The sequence below is a fragment of the Streptomyces sp. NPDC002690 genome (genome assembly GCF_053592415.1).
In genome coordinates this window covers 1-22,442 of sequence record NZ_JBSFVR010000099.1, presented here as the reverse complement: position 1 = coordinate 22,442, position 22,442 = coordinate 1, and the positions used below count along the sequence as shown (strand labels likewise).

Below are 22,442 nucleotides of genomic sequence, written 5' to 3'. Positions count from 1 at the left end.
CGGGGGTCGGGTGCCGGGTCCCGTGGTGCCGGGTGCCGGGTGCCGGGTGCCGGGTGCCGGGGTGCAGGGGTGCTGAGGGGCGCTGGCCGGCCTGCCGACTGTGGCGGCGTGGGTGTCTTGGGCGGTTGGGACGGCTGGGAGGTCGGACCGTTCCCGTCCGCTGTCAGCCTGGGACCACGAAGCCCGACTCGTAGGCCGTGATGACGGCCTGGGTACGGTCTCTGGCCCCGAGCTTGGTCAGCAACGCGCTGACATGAGTTTTCACCGTTTCGGTGCCCACCATCAGTTTGGCCGCCATCTCCGCGTTCGACAGCCCCCGACACATCAACCTGAGCACGGCCGCCTCCCGGTCGGTGAGTGCAGCCCGTTCCACCACCGCTCGGGCCTTGTTCGTCCCGTACTCGGAAGCCAGCCGGCGTACGGCTGCGGGAAAGAGCAGTGACTCGCCTTCCGCCACCAGCCGGACGGCGTTCACGATCTCCATCGGCCGGGCGCGCTTGAGCAGGAAGCCGTCCGCACCTGCGCGCAGCGCCTCGTACACGTACTCGTCGTTCTCGAACGTCGTGACCACCAGGATTTTCGGGGGTTCGGTCAGTGAGCGGAGCAGCAGCCGAGTTGCCTCTATACCGTCCATCAGGGGCATCCGAACGTCCATGGCGACCACGTCCGGCCGCAACTGCCGGACCAGGGGGAGTACTGCCGCGCCGTCCGCTGCCTCCCCTGCCACCACGATGTCCGGCTGCGACTCCAGCACCGCCCGCAGGCCCGTCCGCACGAGAGGTTCGTCGTCGACGAGAAGAACGCTCACCGTCACAGGATCACCTCACGCCTCGGAGTGGCAGGGTGACGAGGACCTGCCATTCGCCTTGGTGCGGGCCGGCCTTCGCGCTCCCGCCCAGCAGCCTCGCGCGTTCTCGCATCCCTTGCAGTCCATGGCCCCGGGGCGAGCGGGGGGAGGTCTCCGGCATCGGGTTTCGTACATCGAGTTCGAGGCGGTCCCTTTCGACGCCGACACGCACGCGGACGGGGACCCGCCCCGCGTGACGCAGCGCGTTGGTGAGTGATTCCTGCAGGATGCGGTAACCCTCCCGGGACAAGGAGTTGGGAAGGCGGTCGATGCGCCCGGTCACCTCGGCGTGCACGGCGACTCCGGATTTTCGCGCGGAGTCGAGCAGTTGCTCGACTCCGATCAGAGTCGGCCGTCGATCGGCAGAGGCTCCCGGCTCGCGCAGCACACGGAGTACCCGTTCCAGATCGTCGAGTGCGGCCCGGCCCGTCTCCTCGATCGCGACGAGCGCGCGCCGGGTGAACTCCGGGTCGTCCGCCGTGATTGCGGCGCCCGCTTGCACCACCGAGACCGTCAGGGCGTGGCCGATGGAGTCGTGGAGTTCGCGTGCGATGCGATTGCGCTCGAGGAGTTGCTCCGTGAGTTCCTCCAGCGCCGACATCCGCTCGGTCCTCGACGGCCCCAACAGCCGGCGGGCGGCAGCCGTCGAGAGCCGTCCGCAGAGAACGACGAGCGCGAACAGCAGAAGAATGGGCAGAGGAGCGAGCACCCCGTACCAGGGGTGGGGTTCGATCAGTTGGAATATGCCGTCCCGCTCAGGGGCGTCACTCAGGAACGCATCGACGAAACTGATCGAGGTGGCGGGCAGCCAGAGGGTGACCACACCTACGACGATGCATAACAGCAGGCGCAGTTCCAGCCAGAGCACGGTCCGCCATTTCTCACCCCACGTCGTGGCAGGCGCGACGGAGACGGTCGCATCGGCCCGGCCACGCTCGTCGGGCGTGAGGAGCAGCTGTGCCTGGACCCCTTCCCCCATGCGCATCACCGGGAGGAGACCCACGGGCACTGCGAGCAGCGCGAGCTCCCAGGGCACGCCGGGCGAGACGAAGAGCCACACGCTTACGAGAGCCAGCGGCGCGACGAGATGGATCCAGCGACTGTAGGTCACTGGCGCGGCAAGCGGGGCGAGTAGACGGCGCATGTGGGCAATGGTGGCAGTGCCCGTCCCGCTGTACCTCCCCCGCACGGGGGAGAGGATTCCCACGGGTGGGGGAGGACGCCGTAGGGTCGCCGCAGCCACGCTGAGTACATGACCAGTATCGATGTGCAGCAGCTCACGAAGGACTACGGATCCACCCGAGCGGTGGACAGGCTCACCTTCCGTGCGGAGGCCGGCAGGGTGACGGGTTTCCTCGGTCCCAACGGCGCGGGGAAGTCCACCACGATGCGAGTGATTCTCGGCCTGGACCGCCCCTCCGGTGGCACCGCCACCGTGGGCGGACGGGCTTATGCCACGCTCGACAACCCCTTGCGGGTGGTCGGTTCACTGCTCGACGCGGGAGCAGCGCACGGATCGCGCACCGCGCGCGACCACGTGCTCGCCCTCGCTGTGAGCAACGGCATCTCGCGACGAAGGGTCGAGGCCGTGCTGGAGGAGACCGGCCTCGCATCCGTCGCCACTCGCCGGATCAAGACGTTCTCACTCGGCATGCGTCAACGGCTGGGCATAGCTGTCGCACTGCTCGGAGATCCTGAGGCGGTGATGCTGGACGAGCCGTCCAACGGGCTCGATCCCGAGGGGATCGTCTGGATCCGTGAGCTGATGAAGCGGCTCGCCGGCGAAGGGCGCGCGGTTCTGGTGTCCAGTCATCTGATGAGTGAGACGGCAGCCTTCGCCGATCATCTGGTCATTCTCGGTGGGGGCAGGCTTCTCGCCGACATGTCCACGGAAGGGTTTCTCGCGTCGCGCAGTCGTCCCAGAGTGCGGGTGCGGGCCGCCGTAGGAGCACCACTCCGGGCCGCCCTGATCGACAGCGGATACGACGCCACCGACACGGGAGGCGGGGTGTGTTGGATCGACGGGGCCCGTGCCGATGAGATCGGTGCTCTGGCCGCGTCCCGGCACATCCCTCTCCTGGAGCTCGTGGAGGAACGGGTCACCCTGGAGGAGGCATACCTCGATCTCACGGCGGATGCCGCCGAATTCGCCGCAGTTTCCCCCACCTCGCCCAAGGAGGCATGACCATGTCGCACGCAGCGGTCGCAATCGTGCGTTCGGAGTGGATCAAGGCGCGGTCCGTGCGCGCCGTCCATGGCTCGCTGACCGCGGTGTTCGTGGTCGCCGTGGCCATCTCCGTGCTCGTTTCCGCCACTGTGGGGCAGGCGGAGATGAACCACCCCGACGCCGATCCGGTGTTCAACGCCTTCTACACGCTGAACTTCGCGCAGATCGCTGCCATGGCCTTCGGCGCCACCTCCTTCTCCTCCGAGTTCGTGGGCGGAGCCTTGCGGGTGTCCCTGACCGCGGTGCCGCGCCGTGACCTCTTCTACGCCGCGAAGACAGTGGTCGTGGGCGTGGCGGCTCTGATCGTGGGGGAGGCGGCCGGCCTGGTGAGTTTTCTGCTGGGGCAGCTGTTCATGGGGGAGTTCGCGATCGGGCTGGGGCATCCCGGGGCGCTGCGAGCCGTTCTGGGCAGTGGCGTCTATCTCGCGCTCATGGCCCTGCTCGCGGCAGGTCTGACGGCGTTGCTCCGGAGCGCGGTCGTGGTGATGAGCATCCTCGTGCCGTTCATTCTGATCGTCTCGTTCGTCGTGGGAGACATGGCCTCAGGAGCGGCTGACCTCCTGCCCGACCGGGCGGGCCAGCTGATCCTGCACGAGAACCCGGTGGGCAGCCTCGGCCCCTGGACCGGGCTGGCGGTGACCGCTGCTTGGACGGCAGTCGCGCTGCTCGCCGGTTGGTGGGCGATACGTACCCGGGACGTCTGATGTCCACGCGGCTTGCCTGGTCCGTGAGCAGGGTGCCGACCGCGCGGCTGCGAGCGAGCGTGGAGGTACGGCAGCCATGCGTGACGGCGAAGGACCTGAAGACGAGGTAACCGAAGGCGAGGTAAACGAAGGCGAGGGAACCGAAGACGAATGGGCGGAAGGTGCGAGCAGGGGCCGAGGGGGCCTGACACTGACAGGACTTCCGGAGGCACAGCAGCCGCCTCAGCCGCAGCCCGGTGCAGCAGCTTCCACAGCCTCACGGAGACGGGCGTACTCCTCGGCCATCGAGTCGACGGTCCAATGCGCGTTCAGTCCGCTTGGGTTGGGAAGAGCCCAGACGCGGGCACCGCCAATGGTCCGTTCCTGCGGGCCGATTTGGGCTCGGCGCTCCCCGAAGGCCGTCCGGTAGGCCGTCACGCCGACGACCGCCAGCCACCGAGGTCGCAGACGCCCGGTCTTCTCGACCAGGATCTGTCCGCCCGCGCGGTACTCCTCGGCGGTCAGCTCGTCGGCCCGGGCGGTGGCCCGCGCGACGACATTGGTGATGCCGAGTCCGTAGGAGGGCAGCTCACCCTGTTCGGCCGGGGACAGCCTGCGAGGGGTGAAGCCGGAAAGATGGAGCACCGGCCAGAAACGGTTACCGGGGTGCGCGAAGTGGTAGCCGGTCGCGGCGGTCATGAGGCTGGGATTGATGCCGCAGAACAGCACACGCATACCACCCGCGACCACATCGGGGACGACGCGGTCGCGGGCGGCAGCCAACTCTTCGGGTGTCACGGCAGAAGAACGGCGCAGCTGGTCAGAGAATCGAACCGGGGGTGTATCCGGCGGCTGCGGGGTGCTCCTTGACGATGGCCTCGATCCGGTTGACCACGGTGGTGACCTGGTCACCGGCGGCCCCCGTGAACGACAGCTTGTCCGCCATCAGGGCGTCCAACTGCTCGCGGTCCAGCGGGATGCGCTCGTCCGCCGCCAGCTTGTCCAGAAGCTCGTTCCGCTCCGCTCCCTGCTCCCGCATCGCGAGAGCCGAAGCAACCGCGTTCTCCTTGATCGCCTCATGTGCGACCTCGCGGCCGACACCGGCCCGCACCGCGCCCATGAGGACCTTGGTGGTCGCCAGGAACGGCAAGTACCGGTCGAGTTCACGCGCCACGACGGCAGGGAAGGCGCCGAACTCGTCCAGGACCGTCAGGAAGGTCTCCAGCAGGCCGTCGAAGGCGAAGAAGGCGTCCGGCAGCGCCACGCGGCGTACCACCGAGCAGGAGACGTCACCCTCGTTCCACTGGTCGCCGGCCAGCTCGCCGGTCATCGAGGCGTAGCCGCGCAGGATGACCATGAGGCCGTTGACACGCTCGCAGGACCGGGTGTTCATCTTGTGCGGCATCGCGGACGAGCCGACCTGGCCGGGCTTGAAGCCCTCCGTCACCAGTTCGTGCCCCGCCATGAGGCGGATCGTCTTGGAGATGGACGAAGGAGCGGCAGCCAGCTGGACGAGGGCGGTCACCACGTCGTAGTCGAGGGAGCGCGGGTAGACCTGGCCGACAGAGGTGAAGGCGTTGGCGAAGCCCAGGTGGCCCGCGATGCGCTGTTCCAGGTCCGCGAGCTTGGCGGTGTCGCCACCCAGCAGGTCCAGCATGTCCTGCGCGGTCCCGACCGGGCCCTTGATGCCGCGGAGGGGGTAGCGGCCGAGCAGCTCTTCCAGACGCCCGTAGGCGACGAGGAGCTCGTCGGCGCCGGTCGCGAACCGCTTGCCGAGCGTGGTGGCCTGTGCGGCAACGTTGTGGGACCGGCCCGCCATGACGAGCTCCCGGTACTCGCCCGCGAGTTTGCCGAGCCGCGCCAGCACTGCCACGGTGCGGTCCCGCATGAGCTCCAGGGAGAGACGGATCTGGAGCTGCTCGACGTTCTCGGTGAGGTCACGGGAGGTCATGCCCTTGTGGACCTGCTCGTGGCCGGCGAGGGCGTTGAACTCCTCGATGCGGGCCTTCACGTCGTGGCGGGTGACCTTCTCGCGCTCGGCGATGGAGGCGAGGTCGACCTGGTCGAGAACGCGCTCGTAGTCGGCGAGCGCCGAGTCGGGTACCTCGATCCCGAGGTCCTTCTGAGCACGCAGCACCGCCAGCCACAGCTGACGCTCCAGCTTCACCTTCTGCTCGGGGGACCAGAGAACGGCCAGCTCCGTGGAGGCGTAGCGGCCGGCAAGGACATTGGGGATGCGAGGCTTCGCAGACACAGCAGTCACATGAAGGGATTCTACTGGCGGTTTGTGCAGGTCGACGCCGGGGACCCGTTTGTGGCTTGCTACGAGACGAGGGTCACCTTTCCGTATACACGCGGGCGGACGCCGCCTTCAGGGCCGCGTCGCTGGGCCGGGACATGGGGTCCTTGGTCGAACCCATGTCCCTACCGTGTGTCCCCCGGGGCCGCGCGACAGCGGTGCGCCCTACACGTCCCGCGACTCGTCGCACCGGAGCCAAGAGGTCACCGGACCGGGGTCGGCGGGATTCGCCGGGGTGATCCAGAAAGCGCGCCCGGAGGCCGCGTCGAACTGGGCGCCGACGCGGCCGTCGCCCGAGGACCGGCCGGTGAGTCGGCGCCCGATCCAGGGAGCCAGATGCTGCCTCGCAAAGCGGACGTCCTCGATCCGGCGGGTACTCCAGCGCACCTGCGCTGCCGTCTCCATGGGGATTCTCCAGTCGCTCTCGGCGGGCAGCCCCAGCGTCTGCCAGACCGCCTCGGCGACCCTGCTGTGCCCTTCCGCGGTCAGATGGAGCCGGTCGATGTCCCACAACCGGGGGTCGCCCAGCGACGGCGCCCCGTAGAGGTCGGCGACCACCGCGCCGTGCCGGCCCGCCAGATCGTCCACCAGCGTGAACAGTTCCTCCATGCGCGGACGGAAGCGGTCCAGTACCGGACCGTTCCGTCCGGGGCTGCGCATCAGCACGAGCGTCTTGCACGACGGTGCGAGTCGCTCCACCGCCTCCTCGAGCCGTCCCCGCACCATGCCCATGTCGCAGTTGGGGCGGAGAGTGTCGTTGAGGCCGCCGACGAGCGTCACCACGTCCGCCTGCAGCGCCGCGGCGGATTCCACCTGCTCGTCGACGATCTGACCGATCAGCTTGCCCCGGACGGCCAGGTTGGCGTACCGGAAGCCGGGGGAGCGAGCCGCCAGCCTGGAGGCGAGAACATCGGCCCAGCCCCGGTACGTACCGTCGGGCAGAAGGTCCGACATGCCCTCGGTGAACGAGTCACCGATCGCGACGAGACTGGTGTAAGAGGCATTCATTTCCATGGCTCAGTGATCGTATCGCGGAGGCCGGAGCTGCCCGCTTCGGCAGCGTGCGCCGACCGTCTCGAGGCCCTGCACCCCGCAGACCGTGGGGCCACAGGGCCACAGGGCCGCCCGTGGCGTCGGACCCGAGGGGCATCCGCACCACGCGGATGCCGCGCGCAGAGCCGCGCCCCGCACCCCGTCGCGTGCGCCGGCTCCGACCGGTTGGCGGGTGCGGCTGCCCGGTCAGCCGGACCGCGGCCGTCCGACGAGCTCGCGCAGCACGTCCTCCATGGTGACCGTGCCGACCAGCCGGCCGTCGTCGTCCAGTACCGCCGCGAGGTGCGTACGGCTGCGCCGGAGCGCGGTCAGTACGTCGTCGAGCGGTGCCGCCGCCCGTACCCGGGCGATGGGGCGCATCGCGGAGACCGGGAACGGCACATCGCGCGGTGCCGCGTCCAAGGCGTCCTTGACGTGGAGGTAGCCGAGTATCCGCTGCTCGCCGTCCATCACGGGGAAGCGCGAGTATCCGGATTCGGCCGAGAGCCGCTCCAGCTCCTCGGGGGTCGTGCCGACCGGGGTGCAGACCATCTGGGCGATCGGCATGGCCACGTCCCGGACGGGGCGGCTGCCGAGTTCCAGGGCGTGGCGCAGCCGCTCGGCCGACCGGTCGTCCACCAGCCCCGCGTCCCCGGAGTCCCTCACCAGCAACGCCAGCTGGTCGTCCGAGAACGTCGCGGAGACCTCGTTCTTCGTCTCCACCCGCAGGAGCTTCAGCAGCAGATTGGCGAACGCGTTGATCGCGAAGATCACGGGGCGCAGCCCCCTCGCCAGCGCCACCAGCGGCGGGCCGAGCAGCAGCGCGCCCTTCGCCGGGTCGGCCAGCGCGACGTTCTTGGGAACCATCTCGCCGAGCAGCATGTGGAGATAGGTCGCCACTGTCAGCGCGATGACGAACGAGAGCGGGTGCACCAGGCCGTGCGGCACTCCGACCGCGTCGAACACGGGCTCCAGCAGATGGGCGATGGCAGGCTCGGCGACGATGCCCAGCACCAGGGTACAGAGGGTGATGCCGAGCTGGGCCGCGGCGAGCAGTGCCGAGACGTGTTCCAGGCCCCAGAGCACGCTGCGGGCCCGTCGGTCACCGGCTTCGGCGGCCGGTTCGATCTGGCTCCGGCGCACCGAGATGAGGGCGAACTCCGCGCCCACGAAGAACGCGTTCACGACCAGTGTCAGCAGACCGATGAAGAGCTGGAGAACGGTCATCGGGCATCCTCCGTCAGGGGGTCCTCACCGGGGAGCGGTGCGTGTAGCAGGGCGCGTGCGGCGCGGCGTCCGGAGGCATCCACGACGTCGATCCGCCACCCTGCCAGTTCGACTCTGTCCCCTTCCCGGGGGATGCGCCCGACCTCGTTGGCGACGAGCCCGGCGAGGGTCTCGTACGGACCGTCCGGAGCGCGCAGACCGATCGTGCGGAGCTGGTCGGTGCGCGCCGCGCCGTCGGCCGACCAGAGAGTGCGGCCGTCCGCGTCCTCCCCGGCGGGTGCCAGATCGGGCGTTTCGTGAGGGTCGTGCTCGTCGCGCACCTCGCCGACGACCTCCTCGACGATGTCCTCCAGGGTCACCACACCGGCCGTGCCGCCGTACTCGTCGATCACGACGGCCATGGCGAGCTTGCGGCCGGAGAGGCGGTCGAGCAGCTTGTCGACGCCGAGGGTCTCGGGTACGAGGAGGGGCTCGCGCAGCAGGTCGGAGACGCTCTTGCGGGGCCGCTGGTCCGCGGGCACCGCGAGGACGTCCTTGATGTGCGCGACACCCACGACCGAGTCCAGGCTGCCGCGGTAGACCGGGAAGCGGGACAGCCCGGTCGCCCGGGTCGCGTTCGCGACGTCCTCGGCGGTCGCCTGCAGGTCCAGCGCGGTGACCTGGACCCGGGGCGTCATGACGTTCTCGGCGGTGAGCTCGGCCAGATTGAGGGTGCGGACGAACAGTTCGGCGGTGTCCGCCTCCAGTGCCCCCTCCTTCGCGGAGTGGCGTGCCAGGGCTGCCAGCTCCTGCGGGCTCCTGGCGGAGGCCAGTTCCTCGGCCGGCTCGAGGCCGAAGCGGCGCAGGATGCGGTTGGCGGTGTTGTTGAGATGGCTGATGAAGGGACGGAAGACCGCGGTGAAGGCTCGTTGAGGAGTGGCGACCGCCTTGGCGACCTTCAGCGGCGAGGAGATCGCCCAGTTCTTGGGGACGAGTTCACCCACCACCATCAGGACCACCGTGGACAGAGCGGTGCCGAGGACCAGCGCGACCGACCGCGACAGGCTCGGGGAGAGCCCGATCGCGACCAGTGGCCCACGGATGAGTTTGGCGATCGACGACTCGGAGAGCATGCCGACCACCAGGTTGGTGACGGTGATACCGAGCTGCGCCCCGGAGAGCTGGAAAGTGAGGCTGCGGACGGCCTTGAGAGCGCCGGCCGCGCCCCGCTCGCCCCGCTGGACAGCTCGTTCGAGGTCGCCGCGCTCCACCGTGGTCAGGGAGAACTCGGCGGCGACGAAGGCGCCGCAGGCGATCGAGAGCAGCACGGCCACGAGCAGCAGAAGCACTTCGGTCATCGGTTCACCTCCGTCCCATGATCGGGCAGCGGGTGGAGGATCGCGCGATGTCCGCGACAACGGCGGGTTCGGCTACTGGGAGGCTCGCCCATGGGCGGACGCTCACACCTTTCTCGACAGGGGATCGAATCCCGATCGGCACGCCGATCGCCATACAGGCCCTCGTGCCGGTTGTGGTGCTGGTCCCGGTTGCGGTGGCCGTACTGGAATCACTGTGCGGATCAAGCGGACTGACATAGTAAAGGATCGGCAAAGTGGCGTGGGGGCCGCCCCTGGGCCGCCCCGCTCCCTCTCGTACGGGGAACGGTCAGCGGGACAAGGGCTTCACCCAGCGGCTCCACCGGGACTCCCGTTCGTACCCCGACGCGCGCCAGGCATGCTGGGCGCGCTCGTTGTCGTCGAGGACCATCGCGTCCCCGCGCCGCCCGCCGAGGCGTACGAAGCGTTCCTCCGCGGCCGACAGCAGTGCGGTGGCCACACCGCGGCGACGCTGCTCCGGATGGACGGCGAGCCGGTAGAGGTGGCAGCGCCAGCCGTCGAAACCGGCGATCACCGTCCCCGCGAGCAGGCCGTCGCGTTCCGCGAGCAGGAGGCACTCGGGGTCCCGTTCCACGAGTCGCGCGATCCCGTCCCGGTCGTCGCTGATGCTCGTCCCCTCGGCGGCCTCCTTCCAGAAGGTGAGCACCTCGTCCAGATCGGCGGGGGTGGCGGTGCGTATCGAAAGGTCATGCGTCGAAAGATCACTCATGAGTGAATCCCACCACCGGCGAGCAGTGGGAGTCGAGCGAAATTGACTGTTCCGCCACCTTCGGACGATGTCGTGATGGCTGCCCGAAGGACGTGGGTGCCTGGCGGACGAAGATGCCGCGGGTGGTCGGCCCGCAGCTCAGGGCGGGGCGCAGTCCGGTCCCCTTGCCCGGGCGGACCGGGCGGCGCTAGCTTGGACAGATGCCCAGAGCCCAGCTGAACTCCCGAGTGGACCAGGCCGTCGCGGACGAGGCCGCACGGCGGAGGAGGGTGGCCGCGACCCGCACTCCGGCGGAGCGCCCGGAACCCGGCACGGAGGACGCGGGGCGCGCCTTCGTGGAAGCGGCAGCCGACTTCATGCAGCGGTACGAATCGGTCTTCGCCGAGGAATTCGGTACGGAGCGCGTCGCGCGCTGAATACGACGGCTGCTGCGCCCGGTCGCCGAACCCGTCGCAGGCCGGTCGGTTCCGAGCCTCGCGCAGGCCCGGACGCCCGGATCAGAGGGTATGTTCGGCGTCGGGTTCGGTGTCCGGTGCGCCCGCTGTCGGAGCGCGCCAGTGGGCCGCGAAGGCCCTGGCGGGGTTGCTCACGAACATCGCGTGCGCGACGTCCGCACCTGCCTCCCGAGCGATACGCCCCCGGATTCCGTCCAGGAGGTGGCGCATCCCCGGCCCGTCCGCCGTCGCGCGCGCGGAGGCCGTCACGGTGTCACCACCGAGCAGCACGCGGTCGGTGTAACCGGCGCCGACGAGGGTGGTCACGCACTCGTAGAGCCGCCAGTCGCCGGCGTGGTGCGCCCTGGACGGCCCGTCGAACGCGAGGAATGCCCCGGCTTCGGCGGCGCGCAGATGGACGGCCGGGTCCGGATACCGGAGCAGGTGGCCGAGAATCACTCGGTGGGCCGGGACTCCGTGGACCGCGCAGAGGAAGTCGAGGGTGTCCAGGGCGGCGGTGCCACCCTCCAGGTGAACGCCGACCGGTGCACCGGTCGCGTGGTGCGCGCCGGCGGCGGCGGCCATCGTCCGGCGGGCGTGCGCGTCCAGGCGGTGGAAGGACCCGGCCACCTTGATCAGGCCCGCTCGCACCGGGCCGCGGGTGAGCTCCCTGACGAACAGGTCCGTCAGCTCCTCCACGCCGTGGGGGAACCGTGCGTCCCGGTAGTGCTTCGCCTGATGCAGGCCGGTGGCCGCGATCAGGTGGACGCCGGTGGCGCGGGAGAGTGCGGGGAGGGCGGACATCCGCCGCCCCAGGCCCCAAGGTGTCCACTGCGCCACGGCCCGTCCGCCGCCCCGTGCGAAGGAGCCGAGTTCGGCCCGCGCCGCGTCCACGTCGTCGAGTTCCTCGCCGGGCAGACGCGGACTGCGAAGGAACAGATGGTCATGGGCGTCGCAGACGCCGAGATCACCCGGGGGGATGTCGCCGAGCACGGTCCTCACGGCCTCCCCGGCCTCGGCCCCGGCCCCGCCCTCTGCCCCGGCCCCCGTGTCCGTGCCCCCGGCCCCGCCGCCGGCCGTGGTGTCCGCCTTACCGATCACCGGGACTCGCCCCGCTCCGTACCGCGCGGTGCGGCGTCGTCCAGGGCCGCGACGGCGACCCGGAGCCCCGCCAGTGCCTTGGGTACGCCGACGTAAGGCGCCAGGTGGACGAAGACCTCGACCACCTTCTCGGGCGTCAGGCCCACCCGCAGTGAGGTCGCGACCTGTCCGGCGAGTTGAGGATCGACGCCTCCGAGTGCGGTCAGTGCCGCCAAGTTCGCCAGTTGGCGCTCGCGCGGGGACAGTGCGGGGCGTTGATAGGTGCCGCCGAAAAGGGTGGTGATCAGGTAATCGGGAAATCCTGGAGCCACATCCTCCAGCCAGGGGAAGAGCGACTGGGTCGCGGAGTCCTGGAGGGTGTCGAGTGTCCGATAGCCCTCTTCGCGGTCGAGGACGGCGGGCGTCAGCCGCTCGGTGAGAGGGGTGATGCGGGCAGGGCCGGAAGAGGGCATGGGTGATCTCCTCGTCAAGGATGTAACGGTCCAGGCGTTACGAAGCTAGCAGAGGTAACGACTCAGGCGTTACGCTGTGGGGCATGGTGACCGAAGACCCGTACGACTTCCGCTTCGACTGCGGGGCGACCTGGCTCAATCTGCTTGCCACCCGGGGCCGCGCCTTCGGCAGCCACCCGGTCGAGCGCCTCGACTCGGTGGAGCGACTGGCCGAATGGCTCCGGGCGAGTGGGCTGGCACCGAGCCGCGAGGTGACCCACGACGACCTGGTGGGCGCGTGGCGACTACGGGAATGCCTGCGCACTCTGGCCTTCGCCACCGTCCAGGACCGCACCCCTCCCACGGAGGCGATCGCGGAGCTGGTCGACTTTCTCGGCGCCGACGACCGGGTGGAACTGACCGGCGGTGACCGCCTGCGCCGTCGTCCCCCGGCAGGCGCCGACGGTGCCCTCCGTCGTATCGCCGTGCAGGCCGTGGACCATCTCACAGGCGTCGACCGGGACGGGCTCAAGATCTGCCCCGAGGACGACTGCCGTGGCGTTTTCACCGATCCGGCCGGTCGCCGCCGTTGGTGCCCTTCCCCGTCGTGCGCCAGTCGAGGCAGGGTCCGCGCGCATCGTGCCCGGCTGGCGGCGTCCCGCGACGTCGGCGCCTCCTGAATTCACCCCGACCTGACGGTGTGAACACCGGTGACCGGAGGCTCCCGCACGCGAACCCGGTCCCCGTCGCCTCAGTTTGCCGGACCCGCGAGCACGCGGAGCCGACAAGGCCGCAGACAGCTGACGGGCTGTCGGCGCCCGAGGCCACCCGGGAGCCCCGGCCGACGGGACGGAGCCGCGGACGAACCACGCGGCGGGGGTTCGCTCCGCACCCGGCCCTGAGGAATACTGAGTCCGGAACCGACGGGTTCCCCGCGCGCGGACCGGGCGCCTTCCCCTTCACGAGACGGTCTCTCTGCATGGAACACGACGAGTCACCCGAATCACCGTCACCCGGTCCCGAGACCCTGCGCATCGATCTTTCCTGGCTGCTCATGGTGGCCGAGCACCGGACGCCGGGAGATCCGCACGTCGCCGACTGGGGCGCCCTCGTCGCCGCCGTCAGCCGGCACGAGGCGGAGATCTTCGGCAGCCCGGTCTACGCCAGCCCCCACGCACGCGCCGCCTCGCTGCTCCAACTCCTGCTGCATGTGCCGGCATTGGAGCACTCCAACGCGATGTTCGCCTCCGCCGTGGCATACGGCTACCTGATCGCCTCCGGGCTCCCCGTAAGGACCTCCCCCGACCGCGTGCGCGACCTCGCCCGTCTGGTGAAGGAAGGCAAGGCCGGCGTACGCGACATCGCGGACGAGCTGCACGACTGGTGCGGCTGAGCCCGACGCCCGACGCCCGACGAGTCGGAGGAGGGATGCCCCGGCACCGGAATCAGTCGGCCCCGCGCACCCCGCCCAGCTCCGGTGCGAGCCAAGTCGGCGCCTGTGCGCGGAAGTCGGCAGGCCGCAGCGCCCCCGCGCCGGCCGGCAGCACGCCCACGAGCGGAGAGCCCGCGGCGACCGGGAGGTCCTCCACGTTGCACCGTGTGGCCAGATCCGGGTCGGAGGGCATGCTGCCGATCACCACCCCGGGGCACAGGAGTCCCCGGGCCCGGAGCGCCTCCGCCGTCAGGGCGGTGGAGTTCAGCGTGCCCAGGCCGGCCGCCGCCACCAGCAGCACAGGCGCCTCCAGCAGCCGTGCCGCGTCCGCCAGCGTGGCCCCGTCGTCGTCGTACCGTACGAGCAGCCCGCCCGCCCCTTCGATCAGTACCAGGTCGTGCTCCGTCGCGAGTTTCCGCGCGGCGTCGGCGATCTCGTACGGGCGCACGGGCGCGAGTCCGCAGCGCCGGGCGGCCGTCGCGGGCGCCAACGGCTCCGGATAGCGGGCCAGTTCGACCGCCGTCACCTCGCTGCCTGCCAGCCGTACCACTTCGGCCGCGTCACCGTTCTCTCCCGGGGCGACACCGGTCTGCGCGGGCTTGAGCACCGCGACCCGGCCGCCCGAAGCGACCGCCACGGCCGCGGTCACGATCGTCTTGCCGATCTCGGTGCCCGTGCCCGACACCACCAGAATGGTCATGGTCATCCTTCCCGCGCCGCGGCGCACACAGCACGGCAGATCCGTGCCACGTCTTCGTCGTCCGTCACGTACGGCGGCATCGTGTACACGAGGTCCCGGAACGGCCGCAGCCATACGCCCTCGCGCACCGCCGCACGGGTCGCCACCTCCATGTCCACCTCGTGGTCGAGCTGGACGACCCCGATCGCACCCAGCACCCGCACGTCCGCGACCCCCGGCAGCCCGGCGGCCCCCGCGAGACCGGTCCGCAACCCCGCGCCGATCCGCGCCACTTCGCCCTGCCAGTCCTGGCCGAGCAGCAGGTCCACGGAGGCGCAGGCGACCGCCGCCGCGAGCGGGTTGCCCATGAAGGTCGGGCCGTGCGCCAGCACCGGTACCTCGCCGCGCGAGATGCCCTCGGCCACCTTCGTCGTGCACAGGGTCGCCGCCATCGTGAGGTAGCCGCCGGTCAGCGCCTTGCCGACGCACATCACGTCCGGGGCGATCCCGGCGTGCTCCGCGGCGAACAGCCGCCCTGTGCGGCCGAATCCGGTCGCGATCTCGTCGAGGACGAGCAGGACGCCGTGCGCGTCGCACGCCTCCCTGAGTACCCGCAGATAGCCGGGCGAGTGGAACCGCATTCCCCCGGCGCCCTGGACGACGGGCTCGACGATCACCGCAGCCAGCTCATGGGCATGACGGGCAATCAGCTCGCGCAGATGTCCCGCGTAAGCCTCGTCGATCTCCGCGTCGAAACCGTCCGGCGGGGCGTCGGCGAAGATCTGCCGAGGCAGGACCCCTGACCAGAGTTCGTGCATCCCGCCCTCGGGATCACATACGGACATCGGCTGCCAGGTGTCGCCGTGGTAGCCGCCGCGCCAGGTCAGGAGCCTCTGTTTGGCGGGTCGGCCGGCGGATCGCCAGTACTGCAGGCACATTTTCACCGCCACCTCGACGGAGACGGAACCCGAGTCGGCCAGGAAGACGTGCTGGAGGGGGGCGGGGGTGATCTCCACCAGCCGGGCGGCCAGCCGCACGGCCGGCTCATGGGTGAGCCCGCCGAACATCACATGGCTCATCCGTCCCAGTTGTGTGTGCGCCGCCGCGTTCAGGACCGGGTGGTTGTAGCCGTGCACCGCGGACCACCAGGAGGACATCCCGTCGACCAGTTCCCGCTGCCCTTCGACGGGTTCCGCGAGTCTCAGCCGGACACCGGAGGCCGACTCCACGATCAGCGGCTCCTGCCGTCCGGGCATCGGCCCGTAGGGGTGCCAGACGTGTGCCCGGTCGAGGGACCGCAGCCGGGCGGGCGTCAACGCGGACGACGGGGCTCGGGGGAGGTCCGGGGCCGGCCCGGCGGAGCGGGCCGGCCCCTCGACGTACGCGTCAGGCATTCGGAGCGAGATCCGTCCCCGCACCCCGCCGGCGCACGGCCACCAGGTCCGTACGCGCCGCCGCGGCAGCCACCTGCTCCTTCGACGGGACGTCCGCCGTCGCTTCCACCGCCACGGCCGGTCCGCCGCAGGGAGCGCAGCCGCCACCCGCTTCGGTCCCGCAGCCGCCACCTGCTTCCGCCCCGCCGCCGCAGCCGCCACCTGCTTCCGCCCCGCCGCCGGAGTCCTTGTGCGCCCCGCATCCGGTGCCCGCGCCGGCCGCCGCACGGTGGCCGGGCAACGTCGTGGTGTCCGCACCCTCCACCTCGAACCCGGCGTCGGCGATCATGTCGAGATCGGCCTGGCCCGCTTGCCCCTCACTGGTCAGATAGTCGCCCAGGAAGATCGAGTTGACCAGGTGCAGCGCGAGCGGCTGCATCGACCGCAGATGCACCTCCCGGCCACCGGCGAGCCGCACCTCCACGTCCGGGCAGACGAACCGGACCATCGCCAGAATCCGCAGGCACCGCTGGGGCGTCAGATTCCACTCCTTGGCGAGCGGAGTGCCCTCGAACGGGATCAGGAAATTCACCGGCACGGAGTCGGGGTCGAGTTGACGGAGGGCGAAGACCACGTCGATCAGGTCCTCGTCGCTCTCGCCCATGCCCGCGATCAGCCCGGAGCAGGCGGACAGCCCCGCCCCCTGGGCGTGGCGCACGGTCTCCACTCGGTCGGCGTAGGTGTGGGTGGTGGTGATGTCGCCGTAGGTGGCCTCGGAGGTGTTGAGGTTGTGGTTGTACGCGTCCGCACCCGCCGAACGCAGCCTCTCCGCCTGCCCGTCGGAGAGCAGGCCCAGACAGGCGCACACCTCGACGCCCTCGTGCTGGTCCTTGATCGCCTCGATGGTCCGGGAGACCCGGTCCACGTCCCGGTCGGTGGGGCCCCGGCCGCTCGCCACCAGACAGACCCGCTTCGCACCTCCGGCCACCCCCGCGCCTGCCGCGCGTGACGCCTCTTCGGGCTTCAGCCAGGAGTACTTGAGGATGCCCGCCTCGGAGCCGAGCCGCTGCGAGCAGTAGGAGCAGTCCTCCGGGCACAGCCCCGACTTGAGGTTGACCAGATAGTTCAGCTTCACCCGGCGCCCGAACCACTGCCGACGCACTCTGCCCGCCGCGGCCACCACGTCGAGCAGTTCGTCGTCGGAGGTCGCCAGCACGGCGAGTGCCTCATCACGGGTCGGCAGTTCGCGCCGCAGCCCCTTGTCCACCAGTGTGCTCAACAGGTCCATGGCGTCGATCCTGACGCACTCCACGGCCATCGGCCAAGGAGGAACCCGACAGCAGAGAGGGGGAGGGTGTGTGTGTATTGCCACACCATGACCGGCTGCGCCCCCGGCTACGCTCTGTGAGCTGCCTACAAAAGGGACCCCCCGATGGCCTTCTCCCCGTTCGACTGGACAGAGGAGGAGTCCGGCCGCCGTGCCGCCGCCGGACTCGTCCGTACGCTGCGCCCGCGGCCCGCCGCCACCGAGGTGCTGGACCTCGCGAGCAACGACTACCTCGGGCTCACCCGGCACCCCGAGGTGACCGAGGCGGCGGCCGGCGCCGCGCGGAAGTGGGGCGCGGGCGCCACGGGTTCACGCCTGGTCACCGGCTCCACCGTTCTCCACGAGGAACTGGAGTACGAACTCGCCGACTTCTGCGGCTTCGAGGCCGCCCTGGTGTTCTCCTCCGGCTACGCGGCGAACCTGGCCGCCCTCACCGCTCTCTCCCGCGCGGAGGGCCTCATCGTTTCCGACGCCTCCAACCACGCATCGATCGTGGACGGTTGCCGATTGGCGCGCGCGAGGACGGAGGTGGTGGCGCACGCGGACCCGGAGGCTGTCGAGAAGGCCCTGGAGTCCCACCGCGGGCCGGCCCTGGTGGTCACCGACTCGGTGTTCTCCGTCGACGGGGACGCGGCCCCACTGGCCGCCTTCGCCGACGTCTGCCGGAGCGCGGGCGCCGGGCTGCTCGTCGACGACGCCCACGGTCTCGGGGTGCTCGGAGCCGGTGGACGTGGCGCCCCGGCCGCCTGCGGGCTGGCGGGGGACGAGGGGCTCGTGGCCACGCTCACCCTCTCCAAGTCCTTGGGCAGCCAGGGTGGCGCGGTCCTGGGACCCGCGCGGGTGATCCGTCATCTCGTCAACACGGCCCGCACGTTCATCTTCGACACCGGACTCGCCCCCGCCGCCGCGGGCGCCGCGCTCGCGAGCCTCACGGTGCTGCGCAGGGAGCCGGAACGCGCGGCCCGGGCGCGCGAGGTGGCCGCCCGGATGCACGAACGGCTGACCGGGGCGGGGCTGCGCGCGGCGCGCCCGGACGCCGCAGTGGTGTCGGTACGGGCGCCTTCCCCCGAGTCGGCCGTCCGTTGGGCGGCCGACTGCCGGGAGGCCGGGATCGCGGTGGGCTGCTTCCGCCCGCCGTCGGTCCCGGACGGTGTCTCGCGTCTGCGGCTCACCGCCCGGGCCGATTTGACGGACGAACGTGTCGACTCCGCCCTGGAGACGATCGTCCGTACGGCTCCGAGGGGCGCCGCCTGACCGGTGGGCGAGGACGTACGCGCGGAACGCCCTCAGCGCACGTCCTCGCCCGGGTCCCCGAGGCCCGAGACGAACGCCCTCCAGGCGGGTGTGGAGAAGGACAACCGGCCCCGGTCCGTGGCCTTGGAATCGCGTACGGACAGCAGGCCCGGGCCTCGTAACGCTGTCTCCACGCAGTTGTTCATACCGGTGCTGCGACTGCTGCGGCGCCACGGTGAGGTGGGCGGTGACGGACGGTCGGCCATGGTGCTCCTTCGGATCGGTGGACGTCTGCGGGACCGTCCCGCTCTGTCCGGCCGGGCCCGCGGTGGTTCGTCACGGCCGCCCCTCGCGGCCGATGGCCGTGATGAGGTCCCTCGACCGCTCGGGAGAGAGCGCACGCCCCCGCATGGTGCGGAAAGCGGAACCGTACGCCTCCAGATCTTCTTTCCGCTCCAGATAGTGACTACGCGTCAAGTGGTCAAGAACGACCACATCCAGTGCGGAAGTTGTCGGAAAGGAGAAGATGACGAACGGTCCGGTCAGGCCGACGTACCCCCCGGCGCTGAACGGGACCAACTGAATACGCACGTGCGGGAGTTCCGTCATCTCCGCGAGATGGTCCAGCTGGGCCCGCATCACGCGCCGCCCGCCCACCTCGCGCCGCAGCACCGCCTCGTCGAGCACAGCGGTCAGTTCGAGCGGGGCGTCGCACCGCAGCACCGACTGGCGGGCCAGCCGTACTTCGACCAAAGCGTCCAGATGCGCCCCCGGTATCCCGTCCAGCGCGGACTCGGTGACCGACCGTGCGTAGTCGGCGGTCTGGAGCAGTCCGGGAACCACCGAGGTCTCCAGGGTCCTGGCCGTCTCGGCCTGGGCCTCCAGAGCGATGAAATCGCGGTACTGCGGCGGAATGACGCCCCGGTAGGCGTGCCACCAGCCCGTATCACGGCCGTCCGCCGATCCTGCCAGCGCCGAGAGCAGGGTGCGCAGTTCGGGGTCGGCGACGGCGTACGCGTCGAGCAGGCGGCCGACATCGGCCGGGGACACCCCGCTCGCCCCCGTCTCGATCCTGCTCACCTTCGACTGGTGCCAGCCGAGCAGCGATGCCGCCTGCCGGCTCGTGAGTCCCGACGAGTGGCGCAGACTCCGCAACTCCTCACCGAGCTTGCGACGGCGCACGACGGGGCCGTTGCCCATTCCGGTCTCCTTCCGCCGGTCGGCCTGGAGACAAGTGTGCCGAATGTTCGAGCTTCCGTGAGCCGGAGTTCACCGCATTGAGCGATAGATATATGCATATCTCGGCAGATCGTGCCTGCATGGGCTCCTGCGGTGGCACTCTGACGCCAGGCACAATCCGGGCCGATAGGGGTCGCCCGGGCGGAAAGGGACGGCGTCGCCATGGCAGACCATCAGGAAGCACATGTCACCCTGCCGAGCGATCCGGTGTCGGTGTCCGCGGCCCGCAGACACGTGGCCCGCGTACTCGCGGAGTGGGGCATGCACGACGACACGGAGGACGCCGGGACGATCCTGCTGATCGTCTCGGAACTCACCACCAACGCGGTCCTGCACACACTCGGCCAGTCACCCACGTTCACGGTGCGGCTGGTGCTCGACCGCGACGAGGAACTGCGACTGGAGGTGACCGACAGCCACCCCCGGTGGCCCAGACGGCTGCCTGCGGCCGTGCAACAGGACAACGGGCGCGGCCTGGCCATCATCAGAGCGCTGGCCAAGGAGTGCGGCGGGGGGTTCGGCGTCACCCCCACCGAGGAAGGCGGCAAGACCGTGTGGGTCGCGCTGCCCTGGTCGGTGCCGGTACGGGGCTGACCTCGCGCCAGGCCCGGACGGGGCGGACACGCGACCCGGCGGTGTCGTCGCGTGTCGCCGCGTCCGGGCCGGCTGCCCTGCGGCGGCGGCTCGGGTCCGGTGCCCGTCAGCGCACCCGTCCGTACCAGACCCGCTTCGTCCAGATGCGCTCCAGCCTCACCACGGAACCGGTCTTCGGGGAGTGCCAGATCTTGCCGTTACCGGCGTAGATGCCCACGTGGTAGACGCTGCGACCACTGTGGAAGAAGACCAGATCACCCTTCCTGCGCTGGGAGGAAGTGATGTGGCGGGTCTTGTTGTACTGCTGCTGCGCCGTACGGGGCAGCTTCTTGCCGACCCTCTTGAACGAGTAGAGCGTCAGCCCGGAGCAGTCGAACCTGCGGGGCCCGGTGGCACCCCACTGATAGGGGGAGCCTTTCTTCGACGCGGCGATCCGGAGCGCCTTCGACGCACGGGCGGTGGTGGCGGCCTCGGCGTCGGACACCAGGCCGGGGGCCAGCATCGTCGAGCTGAGGGCCAGAGTGAGGACCGAGGCGGTACCGGCCCGGGTGAGCAGAGACGGGACATGAACCTGCGCAGTCATGCGCAACCCTTCGTCAGCCGCCTGTGAAGGATGACCTGTCGGGTTCGGGCTGGCGAAGTCGCCCGGCCGCGCGATGCGGCTTCACCCCGAGGGACGTCCGGTTGCCCGGCCGGCCCGTTGTGCTCGGGTCCTCCACTCCTGCCGATCCACTCCTGTCGACCCGTCATCCGCTCGGCGGCAGGACTCGGCGTCCGCGCGGACCGCCCCGTCAGGGTGGCGGGGGCTTGTCGTCCCACGGATCTTCACCCAGGCCGCGCGGGATTTTCGAGGTGGCAGAGGAAGTCAGTACGGTCGGCCGACGTTGCGCCGGGAGAGTGGGGGAGTGTCCCGTGCGGCCAGGGGCGCACACCAGGAGCACCTTCACCGACCTTGCGGAGTGCGGTACTTCGCGCAAGGGGAGAACCCCGGGGAGCGCAAACCGGGGGAGCGGTTCGAGGGGTGGAACCCCTGCGCCGAACGGGCGGAATATCGGATATTCGTTACGGAGTGTCGCCGGGGTGACAGGGCGAATCGGTCTGGTCCCGCGCATGGGCCCCGGCCCCGGCCTGGCCGGTCCCGCCGACCGGTCCTGCCCGGTCGACCCCGGCCTGGCCGGTCCGAGGGCTTCTGCCCCGCCGGGTCTCCGCCGCGGGCGGCGAAGGCCACCGACCGGCCCCCGCCGTCGACGGGTGCGGTCCTTGACCCTCACGTGGCGTCAGGCCGCACCGTGGGTGCCGTGAAGGATCACTGGACCGAAGGGCGCGTGGCCCGACTGGCCGGGGTGAGCGCGAGTTCGTCGGCGTCCTGGCGGAGTTCCCCTCACTCGCGAGGACGGCAGAAGCGATCGGCGCCCGCGCCGAACCGATGCCCGTCCCCTGGGACTGCGCCGACGGCTTGCACGAGGCGTACCGACGCCGACCGGGGGCGTATCCGGACGGAGGATCACGTGCGCCGTGCGATGTCGGTGTGGACGGGAGTCGGGCCGGCGGCCGAGCTGCGGGCGGTACGAAGCCTCGATGACGCCCTCGGCTCCGGCCGCTGGGCCGAACACGACGGCGACCTCGCCGGCCTCGATGCCGGAGATCTCGGCCCCCGCCTTCTCGTCGCCCGAACGGACACCGGCCCCGGCCCCGGACCGGCGCCCACCCCGTGGCGTCAACTCCCCGACTGGGGCGGTACGGCGACCCGTCCCGCCCGCCGCTCCCCGTCCAGTGCCCTCAGCGCCCGCGTCAACGTGGCGGTGTGGATCTGCGCCTCCCCCCGCTCGTGCATCAGTGCGAGGGCGTCCCGCAGCGCTGCCGCGTGCGAGGCCAGCGCCTGTGCCGCCCGGAGCGCTCCGTAGGTGTCGCTGCCCCGGGCGGGGTTGATCCGGCCCATCTGGTCCAGGACGGCGAGATAGCGGTCGATGAACTCCGCTTCCGCGCGGGTGAGCGCGGGCAACGGCGGCAACTCCGGGGGCTGCATCGGGGCTTCACCTCGTGGGGCGTGGCGCGTGGGCGGGGTGCGGGTGGGCGGGGTTCCCCGATCCGGGGCCGGACGGGAGTGGGCACGGGCGGATCGGGCGTCGGGGGCGGGTCGCGGTCGATGTCGTCGGCCCCGGCCCCGGCCCCGGCCGGGGCCGTGACGGCGGCGCGGAG

General features: G+C 70.8%; 24 protein-coding genes and 1 pseudogene. 8 read left to right on the top strand and 17 right to left on the bottom strand.

Annotated elements, in window-relative coordinates; genetic code table 11:
• Positions 1-163: 163 nt before the first annotated feature.
• Both ACWD3D_RS15335 and ACWD3D_RS15330 read right to left on the bottom strand, forming a co-directional pair.
• Positions 164-814, bottom strand: a complete 651-nt coding sequence (locus ACWD3D_RS15335) for a response regulator transcription factor (RefSeq protein WP_451461358.1) — start codon at positions 812-814, stop codon at positions 164-166.
• Between the two features lie 4 nt (positions 815-818).
• Entirely contained in the window at positions 819-1,991 is a 1,173-nt protein-coding gene (locus ACWD3D_RS15330; protein WP_451461357.1) for a sensor histidine kinase, read from the bottom strand.
• A 108-nt stretch (positions 1,992-2,099) separates the two neighbouring features.
• Between ACWD3D_RS15330 and ACWD3D_RS15325 the strand changes: the two genes are divergently transcribed.
• Both ACWD3D_RS15325 and ACWD3D_RS15320 read left to right on the top strand, forming a co-directional pair.
• On the top strand, positions 2,100-3,032 hold the full coding sequence (locus tag ACWD3D_RS15325) for an ATP-binding cassette domain-containing protein (RefSeq protein ID WP_451461356.1): 933 nt from the start codon (positions 2,100-2,102) through the stop codon (positions 3,030-3,032).
• A 2-nt stretch (positions 3,033-3,034) separates the two neighbouring features.
• Positions 3,035-3,778, top strand: coding sequence for an ABC transporter permease (locus tag ACWD3D_RS15320; RefSeq protein ID WP_451461355.1), 744 nt, complete (start codon positions 3,035-3,037; stop codon positions 3,776-3,778).
• A 222-nt stretch (positions 3,779-4,000) separates the two neighbouring features.
• On the opposite strand, the gene mug is transcribed toward ACWD3D_RS15320, so the two are convergent.
• From mug to ACWD3D_RS15290, 6 genes are all read right to left on the bottom strand, one after another.
• Positions 4,001-4,555 (bottom strand): G/U mismatch-specific DNA glycosylase, encoded by a 555-nt coding sequence (mug, locus tag ACWD3D_RS15315; protein ID WP_451461354.1) that lies wholly within the window; start codon positions 4,553-4,555, stop codon positions 4,001-4,003.
• A gap of 22 nt (positions 4,556-4,577) precedes the next feature.
• Positions 4,578-6,020, bottom strand: coding sequence for an adenylosuccinate lyase (purB, locus tag ACWD3D_RS15310; protein ID WP_328723013.1), 1,443 nt, complete (start codon positions 6,018-6,020; stop codon positions 4,578-4,580).
• 201 nt (positions 6,021-6,221) lie between these two features.
• Entirely contained in the window at positions 6,222-7,070 is an 849-nt protein-coding gene (locus ACWD3D_RS15305) for an SGNH/GDSL hydrolase family protein (RefSeq protein ID WP_451461353.1), read from the bottom strand.
• Positions 7,071-7,295: 225 nt separating this feature from the next.
• The gene (locus ACWD3D_RS15300) at positions 7,296-8,315 is read right to left on the bottom strand and encodes a hemolysin family protein (protein ID WP_451461352.1); all 1,020 of its coding nucleotides are present in this window, start codon (positions 8,313-8,315) and stop codon (positions 7,296-7,298) included.
• Positions 8,312-9,652, bottom strand: coding sequence for a hemolysin family protein (locus ACWD3D_RS15295; RefSeq protein ID WP_451461351.1), 1,341 nt, complete (start codon positions 9,650-9,652; stop codon positions 8,312-8,314). Before ACWD3D_RS15295 ends, ACWD3D_RS15300 begins: the two co-directional genes overlap by 4 nt.
• Before the next feature lie 307 nt (positions 9,653-9,959).
• Positions 9,960-10,400, bottom strand: coding sequence for a GNAT family N-acetyltransferase (locus ACWD3D_RS15290; protein ID WP_451461350.1), 441 nt, complete (start codon positions 10,398-10,400; stop codon positions 9,960-9,962).
• A 200-nt stretch (positions 10,401-10,600) separates the two neighbouring features.
• On the opposite strand from ACWD3D_RS15290, the gene ACWD3D_RS15285 reads away from it, so the two are divergent.
• Positions 10,601-10,816: an antitoxin gene (locus ACWD3D_RS15285; RefSeq protein WP_451461349.1), complete on the top strand. Its 216-nt coding sequence runs from the start codon at positions 10,601-10,603 to the stop codon at positions 10,814-10,816.
• 81 nt (positions 10,817-10,897) lie between these two features.
• Here ACWD3D_RS15285 and ACWD3D_RS15280 read toward each other — a convergent pair whose 3' ends face one another.
• Positions 10,898-11,836, bottom strand: a complete 939-nt coding sequence (locus ACWD3D_RS15280) for a phosphotriesterase family protein (RefSeq protein WP_451461359.1) — start codon at positions 11,834-11,836, stop codon at positions 10,898-10,900.
• A gap of 95 nt (positions 11,837-11,931) precedes the next feature.
• On the bottom strand, positions 11,932-12,387 hold the full coding sequence (locus ACWD3D_RS15275; RefSeq protein ID WP_451461348.1) for a carboxymuconolactone decarboxylase family protein: 456 nt from the start codon (positions 12,385-12,387) through the stop codon (positions 11,932-11,934).
• An 83-nt stretch (positions 12,388-12,470) separates the two neighbouring features.
• Between ACWD3D_RS15275 and ACWD3D_RS15270 the strand changes: the two genes are divergently transcribed.
• Both ACWD3D_RS15270 and ACWD3D_RS15265 read left to right on the top strand, forming a co-directional pair.
• Entirely contained in the window at positions 12,471-13,046 is a 576-nt protein-coding gene (locus ACWD3D_RS15270) for a CGNR zinc finger domain-containing protein (RefSeq protein WP_451461347.1), read from the top strand.
• Between the two features lie 299 nt (positions 13,047-13,345).
• Positions 13,346-13,759 (top strand): fic family toxin-antitoxin system, toxin component, encoded by a 414-nt coding sequence (locus ACWD3D_RS15265; RefSeq protein WP_451461346.1) that lies wholly within the window; start codon positions 13,346-13,348, stop codon positions 13,757-13,759.
• A gap of 52 nt (positions 13,760-13,811) precedes the next feature.
• On the opposite strand, the gene bioD is transcribed toward ACWD3D_RS15265, so the two are convergent.
• Genes bioD through bioB form a run of 3 tightly spaced genes read right to left on the bottom strand, consistent with a single transcriptional unit; the run spans position 13,812 to position 17,138 of the window.
• Positions 13,812-14,498, bottom strand: coding sequence for a dethiobiotin synthase (bioD, locus tag ACWD3D_RS15260; protein ID WP_451461345.1), 687 nt, complete (start codon positions 14,496-14,498; stop codon positions 13,812-13,814).
• Between the two features lie 2 nt (positions 14,499-14,500).
• Positions 14,501-15,871, bottom strand: a complete 1,371-nt coding sequence (locus tag ACWD3D_RS15255; protein ID WP_451461344.1) for an adenosylmethionine--8-amino-7-oxononanoate transaminase — start codon at positions 15,869-15,871, stop codon at positions 14,501-14,503.
• Positions 15,864-17,138: a biotin synthase BioB gene (gene bioB, locus ACWD3D_RS15250; protein ID WP_451461343.1), complete on the bottom strand. Its 1,275-nt coding sequence runs from the start codon at positions 17,136-17,138 to the stop codon at positions 15,864-15,866. The genes ACWD3D_RS15255 and bioB overlap by 8 nt, the downstream gene beginning before the upstream one ends.
• 144 nt (positions 17,139-17,282) lie before the next feature.
• Between bioB and ACWD3D_RS15245 the strand changes: the two genes are divergently transcribed.
• Positions 17,283-18,431 carry an 8-amino-7-oxononanoate synthase gene (locus tag ACWD3D_RS15245; RefSeq protein WP_451461342.1) on the top strand — a complete coding sequence of 383 codons (1,149 nt, stop codon included), beginning with the start codon at positions 17,283-17,285 and terminating at the stop codon, positions 18,429-18,431.
• A gap of 32 nt (positions 18,432-18,463) precedes the next feature.
• Here ACWD3D_RS15245 and ACWD3D_RS15240 read toward each other — a convergent pair whose 3' ends face one another.
• Both ACWD3D_RS15240 and ACWD3D_RS15235 read right to left on the bottom strand, forming a co-directional pair.
• Positions 18,464-18,676: a DUF397 domain-containing protein gene (locus ACWD3D_RS15240; RefSeq protein WP_451461341.1), complete on the bottom strand. Its 213-nt coding sequence runs from the start codon at positions 18,674-18,676 to the stop codon at positions 18,464-18,466.
• A 70-nt stretch (positions 18,677-18,746) separates the two neighbouring features.
• A complete protein-coding gene (locus ACWD3D_RS15235; RefSeq protein WP_451461340.1) occupies positions 18,747-19,610 on the bottom strand; it encodes a helix-turn-helix domain-containing protein in 864 nt (287 codons plus the stop codon).
• A 201-nt stretch (positions 19,611-19,811) separates the two neighbouring features.
• On the opposite strand from ACWD3D_RS15235, the gene ACWD3D_RS15230 reads away from it, so the two are divergent.
• Positions 19,812-20,243, top strand: coding sequence for an ATP-binding protein (locus ACWD3D_RS15230; protein WP_451461339.1), 432 nt, complete (start codon positions 19,812-19,814; stop codon positions 20,241-20,243).
• Between the two features lie 106 nt (positions 20,244-20,349).
• Here ACWD3D_RS15230 and ACWD3D_RS15225 read toward each other — a convergent pair whose 3' ends face one another.
• Positions 20,350-20,826, bottom strand: a complete 477-nt coding sequence (locus tag ACWD3D_RS15225; RefSeq protein ID WP_387368812.1) for a C40 family peptidase — start codon at positions 20,824-20,826, stop codon at positions 20,350-20,352.
• Between the two features lie 768 nt (positions 20,827-21,594).
• Between ACWD3D_RS15225 and ACWD3D_RS15220 the strand changes: the two are divergent.
• Positions 21,595-21,913 (top strand): annotated as a pseudogene (locus ACWD3D_RS15220) (MerR family transcriptional regulator); the annotation flags it as partial.
• Between the two features lie 47 nt (positions 21,914-21,960).
• Here ACWD3D_RS15220 and ACWD3D_RS15215 read toward each other — a convergent pair.
• Entirely contained in the window at positions 21,961-22,269 is a 309-nt protein-coding gene (locus tag ACWD3D_RS15215; protein ID WP_451461338.1) for a hypothetical protein, read from the bottom strand.
• Positions 22,270-22,442 lie beyond the last annotated feature (173 nt).